Here is a 15,578-nt window from a genome sequence, read left to right on the forward strand (position 1 = left end):
GAACAGACGGGGCCGGTGCATGGAACAGAAGTTCATCGAAATTCGCGGTGCGCGCGAACATAACCTGAAAGGCGTGGATATGGATATTCCGCGCGACAAGCTGGTGGTGATCACCGGCCTGTCAGGCAGCGGCAAGTCCAGTCTGGCCTTTGACACCATCTATGCCGAGGGTCAGCGCCGCTATGTCGAAAGCCTGTCGGCCTATGCGCGCCAGTTTCTGGACATGATGGGCAAGCCCGATATCGACCATATCAGCGGCCTGTCCCCGGCGATTTCAATCGAACAAAAGACCACCTCGAAGAACCCGCGCTCGACCGTTGGCACGGTGACCGAGATTTATGACTATCTGCGGCTGCTATTCGCCCGCGCCGGCACACCCTACAGCCCGGTCACCGGCCTGCCGATCGAGGCACAGCAGGTGCAGGACATGGTCGACCGGGTGATGGCGCTGGAAAACGGCACCCGCGCCTATTTGCTGGCCCCCATCGTGCGCGACCGCAAGGGCGAATATAAGAAAGAATTTCTGGAGCTGCGCAAACAGGGTTTCCAGCGCGTCAAGGTCAATGGCGCCTTCCACGAGCTGGACGAACCCCCGGTGCTGGACAAGAAATTCCGCCACAATATCGACGTGGTGGTCGACCGTCTGGTGGTGGGCGAGGGCATCGAAACCCGGCTGGCCGACAGCCTGCGCACCGCGCTGGATCTGGCCGATGGCATCGCGATCCTTGAAACCGCCCCGCGTGAGGGCGAGGCCGAGCGCATCACCTTCAGCGAAAATTTCGCTTGCCCGGTCAGCGGCTTTACCATCCCGGAAATCGAACCGCGCCTGTTTTCCTTTAACGCGCCGTTCGGGGCCTGCCCCGATTGTGACGGCTTGGGGGTGGAGCTGTTCTTTGACGAACGGCTGGTCGTGCCGGACCCGTCGCTGTCGGTGTCGGGTGGCGCGATTGCGCCTTGGGCCAGGTCGAAATCGGCCTATCTGACCCAGACCATCAACGCGCTGGCCAAACATTACGGGTTCGACAAGAAAACCCCGTGGAAAGACCTGCCTGAAAAGATCCGCAAACTGTTTCTGCATGGCTCGGATGGCGAAGAAATCGCGTTCCGCTTTGACGATGCGGGCCGCGTCTATACCGTCACCCGCAGCTTCGAGGGCGTGATCCCGAACATGCAGCGCCGGTTGCGCGAAAGCGATTCCGCATGGGTGCGCGAGGAGTTCGAGAAATATCAGAACAACCGCCCCTGCGGCACCTGCGACGGCTATCGCCTGCGCCCCGAGGCGCTGGCCGTCAAGATCGCCGGCAGCCATATCGGGCAGGTGGTCGAACTGTCCATCCGCGAGGCGCTGGACTGGGCCGAAGCCGCCCCCGGCCATCTGAGCAAACAGAAAAACGAAATCGCCGCCGCGATCCTGAAAGAAATCCGCGAAAGGCTGGGCTTTCTGGTCAATGTGGGGCTGGATTACCTGACGCTGTCGCGCGCGGCGGGCACGTTGTCGGGCGGGGAAAGCCAGCGTATCCGGCTGGCCAGCCAGATCGGGTCGGGCCTGACCGGGGTGCTGTATGTGCTGGATGAACCCAGCATCGGCCTGCATCAGCGCGACAATGACCGCCTGCTGGACACGCTGAAAGGGCTGCGCGATCAGGGCAACAGCGTGCTGGTGGTCGAACATGACGAGGACGCGATCCGCCATGCTGACTATGTCTTTGACATGGGGCCGGGGGCCGGGGTGCATGGCGGCACCGTGGTCAGTCAGGGCACGCCTGCGGAAATTGCCGCCGATCCGGCCAGCCTGACCGGCCAATACCTGTCCGGCGCGCGCGAAATCAGCGTGCCTGCGCAGCGCCGCGAAGGCAATGGCAAGCTGGTGACGGTGGTCGGCGCGACAGGGAACAACCTGAAAGACCTCACCGTCGATTTTCCCTTGGGCAAATTCGTCTGCGTTACCGGCGTGTCGGGCGGCGGCAAGTCGACCCTGACGATCGAGACGCTGTTCAAAACCGCCTCGATGCGGCTGAACGGCGCGCGTCAGGTGCCTGCGCCCTGCAAGGAAATCAAGGGGATGGCGCACCTGGACAAGGTGATCGACATCGACCAGCGCCCCATCGGGCGGACACCGCGGTCCAACCCCGCGACCTATACCGGCGCGTTCACCCCGATCCGCGACTGGTTCGCCGGTCTGCCGGAATCGAAGGCGCGGGGTTACAAGCCGGGGCGGTTCAGCTTTAACGTCAAGGGCGGCCGCTGCGAGGCATGTCAGGGTGACGGCGTCATCAAGATCGAGATGCATTTCCTGCCCGACGTTTATGTCGAATGCGAAACCTGCAAGGGCAAGCGCTATAACCGCGAAACGCTTGAGGTGACGTTCAAGGGCAAATCCATCGCTGACGTGCTGGACATGACGGTCGAGGACGCGCAGGGCTTTTTCAGCGCCGTGCCTTCCATCCGCGAAAAGATGGATGCGCTGATGCGTGTCGGGCTGGGTTATATCAAGGTCGGCCAACAGGCGACCACCCTGTCGGGCGGCGAGGCGCAGCGCGTCAAGCTGTCCAAGGAACTGGCGCGGCGGTCGACCGGGCGGACGCTGTATATTCTGGACGAACCCACCACCGGCCTGCATTTCGAGGATGTGCGCAAGCTGCTTGAGGTGCTGCACGAACTGGTCGATCAGGGCAATACCGTGGTGGTGATCGAACATAACCTGGATGTGATCAAAACCGCTGACTGGATCATTGATATCGGTCCCGAAGGCGGCGATGGCGGGGGGCAGGTGGTCGCGACCGGCACGCCCGAACAGGTGGCGCTGGTCGGGGCCAGCCACACTGGCCGTTATCTGGCGCCCATGCTGGGGCTGGACCGGGCCGCAGGAAAGGACTGACGCATGACCAAGACCCCTGAAATGCCGGTTTTCCCCCGTGCGCATGATTCCCAGCCGCCTGCGTGGCAGCATGACGGCCCGCAGCCGGTTCACCCGTGGGAACGGTTCTCGCCCGCTTACGAGGCGCAGGCGGAACGCATCGTCAAGGCACTGGCCGGGCGCGGCTTGCACCCCGAATTCGGCGGCGCCGGCAGCGAGGATGGCGAATTCGTGGCCGCCGCCGATGCCAGCGGCGATTACGTGTTTCTGGTGCATCTGGAAGACCCCGAAACCGGTGAAATGCTGGCCGGGCTGGATGCCGACGGTCTGGCCGAATGGCTGGACTGGTCGCTGCAAAACGGCTGAGGATCGCGCGGCCCCGACATGGCGCGGTCTGCCGGTGGCGGTGGCGCGTCATCCGGGCCTGTGTTGCGGGCCGGGGGCGGTTTAGTGGCGCGGGCCTTGGCCTTGCCTGCCCCTGACGGCCCGCACCCCCGTTCCTGAAGGCGGCTCTGCCATTGCGGCGGGTTGTGCCAGCGTCATTGCCGGTCTGCGCGGTGCTGCTCTGGCCCGTTTGCGTGCGGCATGTTATCGCAACCACACCTTTCGCGGAGGATGCCCATGACCCAAGCCAGCAGCGCCCCACCGGTCGCCGCCAGCGCCCGCCTTGCGATTTTTGCTCTGGCCATTGGCAGCTTTGCCATCGGCACCTCTGAATTTGCCGCCATGGGCCTGTTGCCGTGGTTTGCCGCCGATCTGGGGGTCAGCGAACCGCAGGCCGGTCATGTCATCAGCGCCTATGCGCTGGGGGTGGTGGTGGGTGCGCCCATTACATCGGTCCTTGGGGCGCGGCTGCCGCGGCGGCGCTATCTGGCGGGGCTGATTGCGGTTTACGGGGTGCTGAACCTGGCGGCGGCGATGCTGCCGGGCTTTGCCACGCTGGTGGGCACGCGCTTTCTGGCCGGTTTTCCGCATGGCGGTTTTCTGGGCGTGGCGATGCTGTTTGCCGCCGATGCCATGCCGCGTCAGCAGCGGGCGCAGGCGGCGGCGCAGGTGATGATGGGGCTGACCGTGGCCAATATCGCCGGGGTGCCGCTGGCCAGCGCGCTGGGGCAGGGGGTGGGCTGGCGCTGGGGCTTTGCGTTGCCCGGTGTGCTGGCGCTGCTGGCGGCGCTGCTGATCCTGAAACTGGCGCCGCGCGTAGGGGGCAACCCCGATGCGCGCCCGCTGGCCGAATTGCGGGCGCTGCGCAACCCGTCGGTTCTGCTGGCGCTGCTGGTCGGGGCGGTGGGCTTTGGCGGGCTGTTCGCGGTCTATGCCTATCTGTCGGCGGCGATACTGGCCACCACGCAGGCACCGCCATGGGCGGTGCCGCTGGCGCTGGCGCTGTTCGGGGTCGGGGGCACCTTTGGCAACTGGTATGTGGGCCGGATGACCGGACGGCTGGGGGAATTCCGCACCTCGGCCATTGTGCTGGCGGTGATGGCGCTGACACAGGCATTTGCCGCGCTGGTCGTGGGGCATTGGGGGGCGATGATCCTGTCGGCGCTGCTGCTGGGGGGCAGCGCGGCGCTTGGCCTGCCGATGCAGACCCGGCTGATGGATGTCGCCGGTCCGGCGCAGAACATGGCCGCCGCGATGAACCACGCCGCCTTTAACGCCGCGAATGCGCTGGGGCCGTGGCTGGCGGGGCTGGCGCTGGCGGCGGGCTGGGGCTGGCGCGCGCCGGGGCTGGTGGGAATCGGGCTGACCGCGCTTGGCGGGCTGGCGCTGGCGCTGTGCTGGTGGCACGCGCGGCGCTTTGGCCCATGGCCTGACCGGGGCTGAGGGTGCAGGACAATTTGCGCTTTTCCGGCCACGCGCACCGATAAAACGCCCCCGCCAACCGTTGACCCGCAGGCCCCACAGGGCTAAACGAACCCCTAGCCAAACCCATCGCGGGCGCGCCACCTGAAGCAGGTCCCCGCGACAGAAGGGAGCCCGCCCCGTGGACTATATCCTGTCCGAATACCTGCCTGTTCTTGTTTTCCTTGCCATGGCGTCCGCGCTGGCCCTGATTTTGATGGCCGCCGCCGCTGTGATTGCCGTGCGCAACCCCGACCCCGAAAAGGTCAGCGCCTATGAATGCGGCTTCAACGCCTTTGACGATGCGCGGATGAAATTCGACGTCCGATTCTATCTGGTGTCGATTCTGTTCATCATCTTCGACCTCGAGGTGGCGTTCCTGTTCCCGTGGGCGGTCAGCTTTGCCGGGCTGACGGATGTCGCCTTCTGGGCGATGATGGTGTTTCTGGGCGTGCTGACCGTGGGCTTTGCCTATGAATGGAAGAAGGGGGCCTTGGAATGGGCGTGATGACGGGTGCCAATACCGCCGGTGCCGACCGCGAGGTCGCAACCCAGGCCCTGAACCGCGAATTGCAGGACAAGGGCTTTTTGCTGACCACCACCGAAGACATCATCAACTGGGCGCGCAACGGGTCGCTGCACTGGATGACCTTCGGTCTGGCCTGCTGCGCGGTCGAGATGATGCACACCGCCATGCCGCGCTATGACCTTGAACGCTTTGGCACCGCGCCGCGCGCCTCCCCGCGCCAGTCGGACCTGATGATCGTGGCGGGCACGCTGACCAACAAGATGGCGCCGGCGCTGCGCAAGGTTTACGACCAGATGCCGGAACCGCGCTATGTCATCAGCATGGGCAGCTGCGCCAATGGCGGCGGCTATTACCATTACAGCTATTCGGTGGTGCGCGGCTGTGACCGCATCGTGCCGGTCGATATTTACGTCCCCGGCTGCCCGCCCACCGCCGAGGCGCTGCTGTATGGCATCCTGCAACTTCAGCGTCGCATCCGGCGCACCGGCACGCTGGTGAGGTAAAACCATGGCCGATACCGCAATTTACCCCGATACCGACGCGCTGGCCGATCTGGCCGACCACATCGCGGGCCGGTTTCCCGATCAGGTGGTGGGGCATCATATCCATGCCGGCGACCTGACGCTTGAGGTCACGCTGACCGGCCTGCCCGAGCTGGTGGAATTTCTGCGCAGCGATGCGTCGTGCAAATTCTCGACCCTGGTCGACATCACGGCGATCGACCACCCCCAGCGCCCGGCGCGGTTTGACGTGGTCTGGCACTTCCTGTCGATGTATCGCAATCAGCGCATCCGCCTCAAGGCTGCGACGCGCGAACAGGATATGGTGCCCTCGCTGGTGTCGGTCTTCCCTTGCGCCAACTGGTTCGAACGCGAGGTGTTCGACATGTTCGGCATCCTGTTCAGCGGCCACCCGGACCTGCGCCGCATCCTGACCGATTACGGCTTTCGCGGCCACCCGCTGCGCAAGGACTTCCCGACCACCGGATATGTCGAGGTCCGCTATTCCGAGGCTGAAAAGCGCGTGGTCTATGAACCCGTCAATCTGGTTCAGGAATACCGCCAGTTCGACTTCCTGTCCCCGTGGGAGGGCGCGAAATACGTGCTGCCCGGCGACGAGAAAGGTGAGGCAAAGTAATCATGGACGGCGATATCCGCAGAAACACCTATGATGACGGCAGCCAGGACGCCCTGACCGGCGAACAGCGCATCCGCAATTTCAATATCAACTTCGGCCCCCAGCACCCGGCGGCCCACGGCGTGCTGCGCATGGTGCTGGAACTGGACGGCGAAATCGTCGAACGCGCCGACCCGCATATCGGCCTGCTGCATCGCGGCACCGAAAAGCTGATGGAAAGCCGCACCTATCTGCAAAACCTGCCTTATCTGGACCGGCTGGATTACGTCGCGCCGATGAATCAGGAACATGCGTGGTGTCTGGCCATCGAACGCCTGACCGGCACTGTGGTGCCGCGCCGCGCCAGCCTGATCCGGGTGCTGTTTTGTGAAATCGGGCGGGTGCTGAACCACCTGCTGAACGTGACCACGCAGGCCATGGACGTTGGCGCGCTGACCCCGCCGCTGTGGGGTTTCGAAGAGCGCGAGAAGCTGATGATCTTCTATGAGCGCGCTTGCGGTGCCCGTCTGCACGCCAATTATTTCCGCCCCGGCGGCGTTCATCAGGACCTGCCCCCGGCGCTGATCGACGATATCGAGGCGTGGTGCGACAGCTTCCCCAAAGTGCTGGACGATATTCACGGCCTGCTGACCGAAAACCGCATCTTCAAGCAGCGCAATGTCGATATCGGCATTGTGGGCGAACAGGATATCCTCGACTGGGGGTATTCCGGGGTGATGGTGCGCGGCTCGGGTCTGGCATGGGATCTGCGCCGCAGCCAGCCCTATGAATGCTATGACGAATTCGATTTCCAGGTGCCGATCGGCAAGAATGGCGACTGTTACGACCGCTATCTGTGCCGGATGGAGGAAATGACCCAGTCGGTGCATATCATGAAACAGGCCATCGCCAAGCTGCGCGAACCCGCGGGGCAGGGCGATATTCTGGCGCGTGGCAAGCTGACCCCGCCCAAGCGCGGCGACATGAAGCGCGACATGGAAAGCCTGATTCACCATTTCAAGCTGTATACCGAGGGTTTCAAAGTCCCCGCAGGCGAGGTTTACGCCGCGGTAGAGGCCCCCAAGGGCGAATTCGGCGTCTATATGGTCAGCGACGGCACCAACAAACCCTATCGCGCCAAGCTGCGCGCGCCGGGCTTTTTGCACATGCAGTCGATGGACTGGATCGCCAAAGGTCACATGCTGGCCGATGTTTCTGCTATTATCGGCACGATGGATATCGTGTTCGGAGAGGTTGACCGCTGATGCTTCGCCGCCTTCACCACGAACAGCCCGAAGGGTTTGAATTTACCCCCGCCAACCGTGCATGGGTCGATGCCCAACTGACCAAATACCCCGAGGGGCGCCAGCAATCCGCGATCATCCCGGTTTTGTGGCGCGCGCAGGAACAAAATGGCTGGCTGACCCGCGCCGCCATTGAATATTGCGCGGAACTGCTGGGGATGCCCTATATCCGCGCGCTCGAGGTTGCGACCTTTTACTTCATGTTCCAGCTGCAACCGGTGGGGACGGTCGCGCATATCCAGATCTGCGGCACCACCTCCTGCATGATCTGCGGCGCCGAGGACCTGATCCGCGTCTGTCAGGACAAGATCGCCCGCGACCCGCATACCCTGTCGGCGGATGGCCGCTTTTCGTGGGAAGAGGTCGAATGCCTGGGGTCATGTTCGAACGCGCCCATGGCCCAGATCGGCAAGGATTATTACGAGGATCTGACGGCGGAAAAGCTGGCCGATCTGATCGACCGTTTCAGCGCCGGCGAGGTGCCGCTGCCCGGCCCGCAAAACGGGCGTTTCTCGTCCGAGCCGCTGGGGGGCGTGACCAGCCTGACGGGTCTGGAAAAGGTCAATGAATACAATGCCAGCGTGGCGCTGGCCCATCAGCTTGGCGAAACTATCAAGCGCATTGACGGCACCGAAGTGGCGATTGAAACCCCGTGGGTGCGCCAGCCCGAAGACGCCGCCGATCAGGCCGGGGGCCGCGATGCCACCCCCAAGGACGAACCGCGCCCGGCCAAAGGCACGCCCGCCGACCAGACCGGCGTGACCGAGCAAGAGGCGAAGGCCAGTTCCGCCGCCAAGCCGGTATCGAAGGAAGAACCCGCCGGGAATGATGCCGGCAAGGACGGACAGTAAGGAAAGGACAGCGCGACGCAACCGCGCGGACAGGCCCGATGCAACAGATGGACTGTACACGGACATGCTGGATCACAGGCGCGATCGCGGGCCTGCTGGTCTGGCTGTGCGCATGGGTCAGCGGGGGCTTGCCGCCGCTGGCGGCGCTGTTGTTCGGGCTGATCACGCTGTGGTTTGTGGCCTCGTTCCTGATCTGGGGGCTGTGCCGGGGCGCTGCGGCGCCGGGCGATGCCGCCCTGCTGTCCGGTTCAGGCAGCTGGACCCAGACCGTTCACCCGGTGCCGCTGGTCCAGCGCCCGGCTGAATCGCTGATGCCGCAGGTGGCGCCGGATGCCGTGTCGGTCCCGGATGCCGCTGCGCCCGCAACCGGCCGTGATGACCAGACCCAGCCTGCGGTGGCGCAAAGGGCCGCGATCCCCGCCGACACTGCCCCGGCACCGGCCGATGCGGAAAAGCCGGGCAAGAAAGCCGGGAAAAAGGCTGGCAAGGACAAGAAGGCGGGTAAAGACAAGGCCAAGGCCGACAAGAAAGCGGCCAGGGCGAAAAAGGCTAAGCCCGACGATCTGAAACAGATCAAGGGGATCGGGCCGAAGCTGGAAAAATGGCTGGTCGCGCAGGGTTTGACCCGCTTTGCCGACATTGCGGCGCTGGATGACGCCGCACAGGATGAACTGGCCGAAAAGATAGGCCGGATGGGCGCGCGCATTCGCAGCGACGACTGGGTCGGGCAGGCGCGGCTGTTGGCGCAGGGTGGCCAGACGGCGTTTTCAAAGCGGGTCGAAAAAGGCGGGGTCTATGAATGACCGCGCGCGACCGGGATACGGGCCAGATGCGGCTGGTGGGGGCGGTGATTGCCGCGACCATTCTGGCGTGGCTGGCGGTGAACATGGCGGGGCAGGCCTATGGCTGGCCCGCGAAATATGCGTTTCTTGCCGATCTGATGGCAATGGGCGCGCTGATCTGGTCGCTGGCCGTCACATGGCGGTTGTGGAAGCGGCGGTAAGGATGATGGCGGCGGGGCGACAGCCCGGCCTGGGAAGGATGATGACGGAATGCTGAACGATCAGGACCGGATCTTTACGAACCTCTACGGCATGGGCGACCGCAGCTTGCGCGGCGCGCAGGCCCGCGGGCATTGGGACGGCACCGCCGATATCATCGGTCGCGGGCGCGATGCGATCATTCAGCAGGTCAAGGACAGCGGCCTGCGCGGGCGCGGCGGTGCGGGCTTTCCGACCGGCCTGAAATGGTCGTTCATGCCCAAGGAAAGCGACGGCCGCCCCTCCTATCTGGTCATCAATGCCGACGAATCCGAACCCGCGACCTGCAAGGACCGCGAGATCATGCGCCACGATCCGCATACGCTGATCGAAGGCGCGCTGATCGCCAGTTTCGCGATGAATGCCCATGCCTGCTATATCTATCTGCGCGGCGAATATATCCGCGAGCGCGAGGCGCTTCAGGCCGCGATCAACGAATGCTATGACGCCGGGCTTCTGGGCAAGAATGCCGCCAAATCCGGCTGGGATTTCGACCTGTATCTGCATCACGGCGCCGGCGCCTATATCTGTGGCGAGGAAACCGCCCTGCTGGAAAGCCTTGAGGGAAAGAAGGGGATGCCCCGGATGAAGCCGCCTTTCCCGGCGGGGGCGGGTCTGTATGGCTGCCCGACCACGGTGAACAATGTCGAATCCATCGCGGTCGTGCCGACCATCCTGCGGCGTGGCGCGGACTGGTTCGCGGGCTTTGGCCGCCCCAACAATGCGGGGGTCAAGCTGTTCGGCCTGACCGGGCATCTGAACACCCCCTGCGTGGTCGAGGAATCCATGTCGATCAGCATGAAAGAGCTGATCGAAAAACATGGCGGCGGTGTGCGCGGCGGCTGGAAAAACCTGAAAGCGGTCATTCCGGGCGGGGCGTCCTGTCCGATCCTGCCTGCCGATCTGTGCGACACGGCGGTTATGGACTATGACGGGATGCGCGAGCTGAAATCCAGCTTTGGCACCGCCTGCATGATCGTGATGGACCAGTCCACCGATGTCATCAAGGCGGTGTGGCGGCTGTCGAAATTCTTCAAGCATGAAAGCTGCGGGCAATGCACCCCCTGCCGCGAAGGCACCGGCTGGATGATGCGGGTCATGGACCGCCTGGTCCGCGGCGAGGCCGAGGTCGAGGAAATCGACATGCTGCTGGACGTGACCAAACAGGTCGAGGGCCACACCATCTGTGCGCTGGGTGACGCGGCGGCATGGCCGATTCAGGGCCTGATCCGCCATTACCGCGAGGAAATCGAGGACCGCATCAAGGCCAAGCGCACCGGGCGCATGGGCGCGATGGCGGCGGAATAAGCGGATGAAGGGCCAGATCCTGCATATCGACGACAGCACCGGCGCCGGGGTCATCTCGGGCGCGGATGGTCGCCGTTACGATTTCGGCGCGTCCGACCTGTATGGCAACGGCCAGGTGGCCGGGGTCGCGGTCGATTTCGACATCCAGCAGGATCGCGCGGTCAGGATCTTTCCCGACCCCGGTATGCCCGTTCAGGCCCGTCCCGCAGGCGAAAAGAACAAGATGGTCGCCGGGCTGCTGGCGCTGTTTCTGGGCGCGCTGGGGGTTCACAAGTTCTATATCGGCGCGAATGGGGCCGGGCTGGTCATGCTGGCCTGTTCGCTGTTGGGCTGGATCTTGTTGTTCATCCCCAATCTGATTATCGGGCTGATCGCCTTTATCGAGGCGATCATCTATATGACCCGCACCGACGAGCAGTTTTACCGCAGTTACGAGCTTGGTAAGAAATCATGGTTCTGAGGTCGCATATCGTCAAAGGGCTGACCGCTGCGGCGCTGGCGCTGGCCGTGCTGGCCGGCCCCGCCGCCGCGCTGCCGCCGCTGGCGCAGGAAAAATACATCAATGACCGGCTGATCGCGGCGCGCATTGCTGACCGCATCCGCCGCGAATGCCCGTCCATTGACGCCCGAATCATTCATGCGTGGTCGCAGGCGCGGGCGCTGAAAACCTATGCCCGGTCCAAGGGGTATAGCGAACAACAGATCAAGGCCTTTCTGGACAGCAAGGCCGACAAGCAACGCATCTATGCCGTGGCCGAGCGCTATCTGCGCCAGAACGGGGCCACGCCGGGCGATGCCGAAAGTTTCTGCCGCATCGGGCGGGATGAAATCGCGAAGAACACCGTCACCGGTTCGCTTCTGAGCGCAAGATAAGGATGGGGACGCATGGCTGACCTGCGGACAATCAAGATCGACGGGATCGAGGTCGATGTCGATCCGAACATGACGCTGATTCAGGCGTGTGAACAAGCCGGCATCGAGGTGCCGCGTTTTTGCTATCACGAGCGCCTGTCGATTGCGGGCAACTGCCGGATGTGTCTGGTCGAGGTTGTCGGCGGCCCGCCCAAGCCCGCCGCCAGCTGTGCCATGCAGGTCAAGGACCTGCGCCCCGGTCCCGACGGCGCCCCGTCCGAGATCAGGACCAACAGCCCGATGGTCCGCAAGGCCCGCGAAGGGGTGATGGAATTTCTGCTGATCAACCACCCGCTGGACTGCCCGATCTGCGATCAGGGCGGCGAATGCGACCTTCAGGATCAGGCCATGGCCTATGGCGTCGATTTCAGCCGCTTCCGCGAGGCCAAGCGCGCCAGCACCGACCTTGACCTTGGTCCGCTGGTCGAAACCCACATGACGCGCTGCATTTCCTGCACCCGCTGCGTGCGCTTCACCACCGAGGTCGCGGGCATCACCCAGATGGGTCAGACCGGCCGCGGCGAGGACGCCGAGATCACCAGCTATCTGAACCAGACGCTGGACAGCAACATGCAGGGCAACATCATCGACCTGTGCCCGGTCGGGGCGCTGGTCAGCAAGCCCTATGCCTTTACCGCCCGCCCGTGGGAACTGACCAAGACCGAAACCATCGACGTGATGGATGCGCTTGGCAGCAATATCCGCGTAGACACCAAGGGCCGCGAAGTCATGCGCATCCTGCCGCGCAACCATGACGGCGTGAACGAGGAATGGATCAGCGACAAGACGCGCTTTGTCTGGGACGGGCTGCGCCGCCAGCGTCTGGACCGCCCCTATATTCGCGAAAACGGCAAGCTGCGCCCGGCCACATGGCCCGAGGCGCTGGCCACCGCCGCCGCCGCGATGAAGGGTCGCAAAATCGCCGGTCTGGTCGGTGATCTGGCCTCGGCCGAGGCTGCGTTCAGCCTGAAAACCCTGATCGAGGGTCTGGGCGGCAAGGTCGAATGCCGCACCGATGGCGCCCGCCTGCCGATCGGCAACCGCAGCGCCTATGTCGGGAATGCCACGATTGCCGATATCGACGATGCGCAGATGATCCAGCTGATCGGCGTGAACCCGCGCCACGACGCGCCGGTTCTGAACGCCCGCATCCGCAAGGCCTGGGCGCGGGGCGCGCAGATCGGCCTGATCGGCGAGGCGGTCGACCTGACCTATGACTATGCCCATGTGGGCACCGACCGGGCGGCGCTGGAAAGCCTTGTCTCGCGTCAGATTTCGGATGAAACCAAAGATAAGCCAAGCCTGATCATCGTCGGCCAGAATGCCATCCGCGAGGCCGACGGCGAGGCCGTGCTGGCCAATGCGATGAAGCTGGCCGAAAACACCAATTCCAAGCTGCTGGTGCTGCACAGCGCCGCTGGCCGTGTCGGGGCAATGGATGTCGGTGCCGTGACCGAAGGCGGGCTGATCGCCGCGACCGAGGGCGCGGAGGTGATTTTCAACCTTGGCGCCGACGAGGTCGAGATCGCCGCCGGTCCCTTTGTCATCTATCAGGGCAGTCATGGTGATCGCGGTGCGATGCGGGCTGACGTGATCCTGCCCGCCGCCTGCTATACCGAGGAAAACGGCCTGTTTGTGAACACCGAGGGCCGCCCGCAGCTGGCGATGCGCGCCAATTTCGCGCCCGGCGAGGCCAAGGAAAACTGGGCCATCCTGCGGGCGCTGTCGGCGGAACTGGGGGCGGTGCTGCCATGGGACAGCCTTGCCGCGCTGCGCCACGCGCTGGTGGCGGCGGTGCCGCATCTGGCGGCCATCGACACGGTGCCGGAAAACGATTGGCAGCCGCTGACCCGCATGGATATGGGCAAGGCCGATTTCCTGCCGGTGAAGGGCGATTTCTATCTGACCAACGCCATTGCCCGCAGCTCGGCGCTGATGGGTGAATTGTCGGCCATGGCCCGCGCGCGCAAAACCGCGCCGCTGGCGGCGGAGTAAGCGCGATGCGGCGGGGTCTTTTTCCTGTGCTGGGGCTGGCGGCCGGACTGGCCGCCTGTGCCGATGGTGCCGGGGACAAGGCCCGGCCGCAGGCCAAGCCTGAACATCTGTCGGTCAAACTGGCCGCGGCCACGGGTGGCAAGGACCGCAAGGCGGTGCTGACCACGGCGCGGATCTCGACCAAATCGGGCGACATCATGATTCTGGAACCGGACGGGTCGATCACCACCATGTCGCTGGAATCGGACAAAGGCCGTGCGGCGCTGATGGCGACGGAATCGGTGATGCTGGACCCGACGCTGATGGACCGGATCGACCTGACCGCGCTGCCGGTGGTGAATGCCCCGAAAGAACCCAGCGCGCAGGAACGGGCGCTGGCGGAATTTGCCGCGCGCACCGGTCCGGCACTGCCGGCTTTTGGCAAGGATTTCCGGGCCGACAGCAAGGATTTTCTGGCCGCGAAGGTGACGCCGGTCAGGCGCGGCGACAGCGCATCGGACCTGATTGAAATCACCGCGAATCTGCGTGCGGGGGTGGACGATCAGGTTGCCTTCGCCTATGCCACCTGCGCGTTGGCCGGTTGGGCCAAGGCCAATGGCAGCCCCTATGCGCGCCACATCCGCACCCTGTCGGACAAGCGCAATGGCAAGCTGTTGGTGGATGCGGCCTTTACATTGTCCAGGACCAAACCGCTGGGGCTGAAGGTGATGGAAACCGAACAGACCTTGCGTGAATGCAAGAACCGGGGCATCCCGGCAGCGTGATGAGAGGGAAGAAGAATTATGGCTGAATTTTGGGCATCCCCACTCGGCTTTGCGATCATCATGCTGGCGCAAGGGCTTGCAATCATTGCCTTTGTCATGCTGTCGCTGGTCTATATGGTCTATGGCGACCGCAAGATCTGGGCCGCCGTGCAGATGCGCCGTGGCCCCAACGTGGTCGGGCCCTGGGGTCTGTTGCAGACCTTTGCCGACGCGCTGAAATATGTGGTCAAGGAAATCGTCGTGCCCGCCGGGGCCGATAAATTCGTGTTTTTCCTGGCCCCCTTCCTGTCTATGACGCTGGCGCTGCTGGCCTTTGTCGCGATCCCCTTTGCCGATGGCTGGGTGATGGCGAACCTGAATGTCGGCATCCTGTTCATCTTTGCCGTTTCCTCGCTTGAGGTTTACGGCGTGATCATGGGCGGTTGGGCGTCGAACTCGAAATACCCGTTCCTTGGCTCGCTGCGCTCGGCGGCGCAGATGATCTCTTACGAGGTGTCGATGGGGCTGATCATCATCGGGGTGGTGATCTCGACCGGGTCGATGAACCTGTCGGCCATCGTCGAGGCACAGCGCGGCGATTACGGTCTGTTCAACTGGTACTGGCTGCCGCATCTGCCGATGCTGGTGCTGTTCTTTGTCAGCGCGCTGGCCGAAACCAACCGCCCGCCCTTCGACCTGCCCGAGGCGGAATCGGAACTGGTTGCGGGCTTTATGGTCGAATATTCGTCCACGCCCTATCTGCTGTTCATGGCCGGTGAATATATCGCCATGTATCTGATGTGCGCGCTGATCTCGCTTCTGTTCTTTGGGGGCTGGCTGTCACCGATTCCGGGCATCCCGGACGGGGCGATGTGGATGTTCATCAAGATGGTGTTCTGGTTCTTCATGTTCGCCATGGTGAAGGCCATCGTGCCACGCTATCGCTATGACCAGCTGATGCGGATTGGCTGGAAAGTGTTCCTGCCGCTGTCGCTGGCCTGGGTGGTGATTGTGGCGTTCCTTGCGAAATTCGAAGTGCTTGGCGGCGCGTGGGCGCGTTGGGCGGGGGTGTGATCCT

At 63.9% G+C, this 15,578-nt stretch carries 16 protein-coding genes; all 16 read left to right on the forward strand.

From position 1 onward, the window contains the following. Nucleotides 1–19 precede the first annotated feature (19 nt). Nucleotides 20–2,878, forward strand: coding sequence for an excinuclease ABC subunit UvrA (gene uvrA, locus ACFXP9_RS00950; protein WP_397207801.1), 2,859 nt, complete (start codon nt 20–22; stop codon nt 2,876–2,878). A gap of 3 nt (nt 2,879–2,881) precedes the next feature. After that, a complete protein-coding gene (locus ACFXP9_RS00955) occupies nt 2,882–3,223 on the forward strand; it encodes a hypothetical protein (RefSeq protein ID WP_397207803.1) in 342 nt (113 codons plus the stop codon). A 255-nt stretch (nt 3,224–3,478) separates the two neighbouring features. Next, nucleotides 3,479–4,684: an MFS transporter gene (locus ACFXP9_RS00960; RefSeq protein ID WP_397207805.1), complete on the forward strand. Its 1,206-nt coding sequence runs from the start codon at nt 3,479–3,481 to the stop codon at nt 4,682–4,684. Between the two features lie 160 nt (nt 4,685–4,844). Next, a complete protein-coding gene (locus ACFXP9_RS00965) occupies nt 4,845–5,210 on the forward strand; it encodes an NADH-quinone oxidoreductase subunit A (protein WP_397207807.1) in 366 nt (121 codons plus the stop codon). Further along, nucleotides 5,201–5,734, forward strand: a complete 534-nt coding sequence (locus ACFXP9_RS00970) for a NuoB/complex I 20 kDa subunit family protein (protein WP_397207809.1) — start codon at nt 5,201–5,203, stop codon at nt 5,732–5,734. The genes ACFXP9_RS00965 and ACFXP9_RS00970 overlap by 10 nt, the downstream gene beginning before the upstream one ends. Before the next feature lie 4 nt (nt 5,735–5,738). After that, the gene (locus ACFXP9_RS00975) at nt 5,739–6,368 is read left to right on the forward strand and encodes an NADH-quinone oxidoreductase subunit C (RefSeq protein WP_397207811.1); all 630 of its coding nucleotides are present in this window, start codon (nt 5,739–5,741) and stop codon (nt 6,366–6,368) included. 2 nt (nt 6,369–6,370) lie between these two features. After that, complete coding sequence (locus ACFXP9_RS00980; protein ID WP_397207813.1) at nt 6,371–7,612, forward strand: NADH-quinone oxidoreductase subunit D; 1,242 nt, start codon at nt 6,371–6,373, stop codon at nt 7,610–7,612. After that, nucleotides 7,612–8,502: an NADH-quinone oxidoreductase subunit NuoE gene (nuoE, locus tag ACFXP9_RS00985; RefSeq protein WP_397207815.1), complete on the forward strand. Its 891-nt coding sequence runs from the start codon at nt 7,612–7,614 to the stop codon at nt 8,500–8,502. The genes ACFXP9_RS00980 and nuoE overlap by 1 nt, the downstream gene beginning before the upstream one ends. Before the next feature lie 38 nt (nt 8,503–8,540). Next, entirely contained in the window at nt 8,541–9,305 is a 765-nt protein-coding gene (locus tag ACFXP9_RS00990) for a hypothetical protein (RefSeq protein ID WP_397209916.1), read from the forward strand. After that, nucleotides 9,302–9,505 (forward strand): DUF5337 family protein, encoded by a 204-nt coding sequence (locus ACFXP9_RS00995; RefSeq protein WP_397209918.1) that lies wholly within the window; start codon nt 9,302–9,304, stop codon nt 9,503–9,505. The genes ACFXP9_RS00990 and ACFXP9_RS00995 overlap by 4 nt, the downstream gene beginning before the upstream one ends. 49 nt (nt 9,506–9,554) lie before the next feature. Beyond that, the gene (gene nuoF, locus ACFXP9_RS01000) at nt 9,555–10,850 is read left to right on the forward strand and encodes an NADH-quinone oxidoreductase subunit NuoF (protein ID WP_397207821.1); all 1,296 of its coding nucleotides are present in this window, start codon (nt 9,555–9,557) and stop codon (nt 10,848–10,850) included. Between the two features lie 4 nt (nt 10,851–10,854). Continuing rightward, nucleotides 10,855–11,310: a TM2 domain-containing protein gene (locus tag ACFXP9_RS01005; protein WP_397207823.1), complete on the forward strand. Its 456-nt coding sequence runs from the start codon at nt 10,855–10,857 to the stop codon at nt 11,308–11,310. After that, nucleotides 11,301–11,723, forward strand: a complete 423-nt coding sequence (locus ACFXP9_RS01010) for a DUF5333 domain-containing protein (RefSeq protein WP_397207825.1) — start codon at nt 11,301–11,303, stop codon at nt 11,721–11,723. Before ACFXP9_RS01005 ends, ACFXP9_RS01010 begins: the two co-directional genes overlap by 10 nt. A gap of 12 nt (nt 11,724–11,735) precedes the next feature. Further along, nucleotides 11,736–13,757 carry an NADH-quinone oxidoreductase subunit NuoG gene (nuoG, locus tag ACFXP9_RS01015; RefSeq protein ID WP_397207827.1) on the forward strand — a complete coding sequence of 674 codons (2,022 nt, stop codon included), beginning with the start codon at nt 11,736–11,738 and terminating at the stop codon, nt 13,755–13,757. Nucleotides 13,758–13,762: 5 nt separating this feature from the next. After that, nucleotides 13,763–14,521 (forward strand): hypothetical protein, encoded by a 759-nt coding sequence (locus ACFXP9_RS01020; protein ID WP_397207829.1) that lies wholly within the window; start codon nt 13,763–13,765, stop codon nt 14,519–14,521. 18 nt (nt 14,522–14,539) lie between these two features. After that, complete coding sequence (gene nuoH / locus ACFXP9_RS01025) at nt 14,540–15,574, forward strand: NADH-quinone oxidoreductase subunit NuoH (RefSeq protein ID WP_397207831.1); 1,035 nt, start codon at nt 14,540–14,542, stop codon at nt 15,572–15,574. The last annotated feature ends 4 nt before the right edge of the window (nt 15,575–15,578 follow it).

The sequence above is a fragment of the Paracoccus jiaweipingae genome (genome assembly GCF_044335505.1).
In the GTDB taxonomy this organism is placed as follows: domain Bacteria; phylum Pseudomonadota; class Alphaproteobacteria; order Rhodobacterales; family Rhodobacteraceae; genus Paracoccus.

Coding starts and splice junctions, on each gene's coding strand:
- uvrA (WP_397207801.1), top strand. CDS start 20: ATGGAACAGAAGTTCATCGAAATTCGCGGTGCGCGCGAACATAACCTG.
- ACFXP9_RS00955 (WP_397207803.1), top strand. CDS start 2,882: ATGACCAAGACCCCTGAAATGCCGGTTTTCCCCCGTGCGCATGATTCC.
- ACFXP9_RS00960 (WP_397207805.1), top strand. CDS start 3,479: ATGACCCAAGCCAGCAGCGCCCCACCGGTCGCCGCCAGCGCCCGCCTT.
- ACFXP9_RS00970 (WP_397207809.1), top strand. CDS start 5,201: ATGGGCGTGATGACGGGTGCCAATACCGCCGGTGCCGACCGCGAGGTC.
- ACFXP9_RS00975 (WP_397207811.1), top strand. CDS start 5,739: ATGGCCGATACCGCAATTTACCCCGATACCGACGCGCTGGCCGATCTG.
- ACFXP9_RS00980 (WP_397207813.1), top strand. CDS start 6,371: ATGGACGGCGATATCCGCAGAAACACCTATGATGACGGCAGCCAGGAC.
- nuoE (WP_397207815.1), top strand. CDS start 7,612: ATGCTTCGCCGCCTTCACCACGAACAGCCCGAAGGGTTTGAATTTACC.
- ACFXP9_RS00990 (WP_397209916.1), top strand. CDS start 8,541: ATGCAACAGATGGACTGTACACGGACATGCTGGATCACAGGCGCGATC.
- ACFXP9_RS00995 (WP_397209918.1), top strand. CDS start 9,302: ATGACCGCGCGCGACCGGGATACGGGCCAGATGCGGCTGGTGGGGGCG.
- nuoF (WP_397207821.1), top strand. CDS start 9,555: ATGCTGAACGATCAGGACCGGATCTTTACGAACCTCTACGGCATGGGC.
- ACFXP9_RS01005 (WP_397207823.1), top strand. CDS start 10,855: ATGAAGGGCCAGATCCTGCATATCGACGACAGCACCGGCGCCGGGGTC.
- ACFXP9_RS01010 (WP_397207825.1), top strand. CDS start 11,301: ATGGTTCTGAGGTCGCATATCGTCAAAGGGCTGACCGCTGCGGCGCTG.
- nuoG (WP_397207827.1), top strand. CDS start 11,736: ATGGCTGACCTGCGGACAATCAAGATCGACGGGATCGAGGTCGATGTC.
- ACFXP9_RS01020 (WP_397207829.1), top strand. CDS start 13,763: ATGCGGCGGGGTCTTTTTCCTGTGCTGGGGCTGGCGGCCGGACTGGCC.
- nuoH (WP_397207831.1), top strand. CDS start 14,540: ATGGCTGAATTTTGGGCATCCCCACTCGGCTTTGCGATCATCATGCTG.